A 2,365-nucleotide genomic window follows, 5' to 3' on the forward strand; every position below is an offset into this window, starting at 1 on the left:
GATGAAGAAAACAATTTACATGCATTTAAAGCTGGATTTAGAAGACAATATGAAATATATACGGCCAACTCAGCAGTAGAAGGCCTGAAAATTTTAGAAAATATTTCCATAAATGTCATTATTGCCGATCAAAGGATGCCCGGAATTACGGGCGTCGAGTTTTTTAAAAGTATCGTTGACACCTACCCTGATCCAACACGCATTCTTTTAACGGGTTACACTGATATTGAAGCCCTTGCTGATGCCATCAACGAAGGGCATATTTATCGATATATTACCAAGCCCTGGAATGAGCTAGAGCTCCATAACAGCATTAAAAATGCTTATGATGCTCATAAAGCAAAGATTGACTTGCGTGAAAAAATTGCTGAGCTTGAAAAAACCAACGATGAATTAAACAGGTTTATCTACAGTATTTCGCATGAATTACGCGCACCATTGGTATCTGTCATCGGTATTGTCAACCTGGTGAAAATGGAAGATTTGTTCCATTCTAGTGGTGAATATTGGGGTTTAATAGAAACTTGCTCTAATAAGCTGGATTACTACATTCAGAAAACACTGCAATATTATAAAAATAACAAAAGCGCTTCAGATCAATCTGCCATTGATTTTTCATCACTGGTTAACGAATTAATTAAACTCTATTCTTATACAGATACTGATACTAATTTTGATATTAACATTGACCAACCTACCGTCTTTATTGGCGATGCATTCCGCATAGAGGTCATACTAGGCAATTTAATTTCCAATGCTATCAATTACCAAAAAGTAGATGCTACTGATAAAAAAGTAGTCATCAACGTAGCTGTTCAAACAGATAAAGTAGAAATACTTGTTCGTGACAATGGTATTGGCATTTTAGATGAACACATGGAGAAGATATTTGCACAGTTCTTTAAAGGCAGAAATCACCATGGAAGCGGATTAGGTTTATTTATCGTTAAAGAAGCATTGAATAAAATCAATGGAAAAATTGCTGTTAGTTCAAATAATATAGAGGGTACAACTTTTAAAATAACAATACCAAATGCTCAATCAGACCAAGAAGCCTAATAGAATACTGCTTATTGATGATAGTGAAATCGACTTAAGAATAAACTCCAAAATTCTTTCCATCCATTTTTCAGGTAGTCAGGTGGTTACTTGTTTATCGGCAGAAGAAGGTCTTCAATATTTAAAAAAAAGCAACCAGCAGCAGGACCAACTTCCTGATTTAATTTTACTAGACATCCAAATGCCAGAAATGGATGGCTTTGGTTTTCTGGAGCACTACAGATCATTACCTAAAAGCATCACGGAGTATTGTACGATTGTTTTTCTTTCTTCAACACTAGACTTTGGGGATATTAAAAGAGCTGAGGCTAATCTTTTTGTATCAAGGATGCTGAAAAAGCCGCTTAATCCAGCAGAACTTAAAGAAATCTTATCGTAACTTGTTCAGATCCTAATATGGGTACCTGCAGCCTCTTAGGGGCTTTTCCACCATCAAACCACTAGTTATGGCTGCAACAGTGCCCACACTTCTGATGCTTCTTTCATTTCTTCAAATTTTAATTTACAATTGCTCATTTCTTTTTAAAAACCTGATGTACGCATAATTAGAGATGCCGCAGCAGACCTGTCTTTCATCTTTGGTAAACGAGCACGTGTATTAATCTATAAATAGTATTACTTTCCTGTCGCTCAATTTATAAGTTTATTATTTTGTATTGAGATTAGAAAAATCGTTGTTAATGGCTGCTTGTCAGCTATGGGTGAGTCCACGGTGAGTCCACATTGAGTCCACGGTGAGTCCACGTTATGCCAAACAAAGGGTGGACTCACCGTGTACTCATGGCGTATTCACCCTGCTGTCATAGCAAGGGGACATCAAGGTAATATCTTAACTTCCATTTAACACAACCAAACTATGTATAAATACAAAAATCCCTCAGCAATTTAATGCTAAGGGATTTCTGCTGGAATTGAAATTAAGGATCTTGCTAAAAAAACTAATTTAAACGTTTTATTTATTTAAATACAACTCATTGAACAGCATTTTAAAGGTTGCATGTGCCTGTGCCCTGAAAGTAATTTCCGGACCGAAGGCATATAACTTTCCTTTGCCTACAGGAGCAACAAAAGCCGCAATACCATCTTTCAGGTAACTTTGGCCCCATGCCCATCCACTTTTTAAAGCATCCTGCTGGTCAAACCACGCTAAAGGCGTAATGTTTTGATCATTAGCAGCAGCTGTGAAACGAAAAACCGGACTGTTGTTAAATACAACAGGCACCTCTTTCGGCATGCCATAATTGGCTGATTGCAGCGTATCAAGGTTTACTTTTAATAAACTTCCAGGGATATAGAATTTCTCGGC

2 protein-coding genes and 1 pseudogene are annotated in these 2,365 nt (G+C 36.8%); 2 read left to right on the forward strand and 1 reads right to left on the reverse strand.

Annotated elements, in window-relative coordinates:
• The coding region (locus tag ACR2F7_RS05875) for an ATP-binding protein (RefSeq protein WP_432712656.1) at positions 1-1,059 on the forward strand (1,059 nt) is incomplete at its 5' end.
• The gene (locus ACR2F7_RS05880; protein ID WP_432712657.1) at positions 1,034-1,438 is read left to right on the forward strand and encodes a response regulator; all 405 of its coding nucleotides are present in this window, start codon (positions 1,034-1,036) and stop codon (positions 1,436-1,438) included. The genes ACR2F7_RS05875 and ACR2F7_RS05880, both read left to right, overlap by 26 nt.
• Positions 1,439-2,011: 573 nt before the next feature.
• On the opposite strand, the pseudogene ACR2F7_RS05885 reads toward ACR2F7_RS05880, so the two are convergent.
• Positions 2,012-2,365: pseudogene (locus ACR2F7_RS05885) on the reverse strand (peptidase); the annotation flags it as partial.

The organism is Pedobacter sp. (assembly GCF_045628745.1).
In the GTDB taxonomy this organism is placed as follows: domain Bacteria; phylum Bacteroidota; class Bacteroidia; order Sphingobacteriales; family Sphingobacteriaceae; genus Pedobacter.

What these genes read in the sequence shown, in the direction of transcription:
- ACR2F7_RS05880 (WP_432712657.1), top strand. Translation starts at nt 1,034, where the DNA reads ATGCTCAATCAGACCAAGAAGCCTAATAGAATACTGCTTATTGATGAT.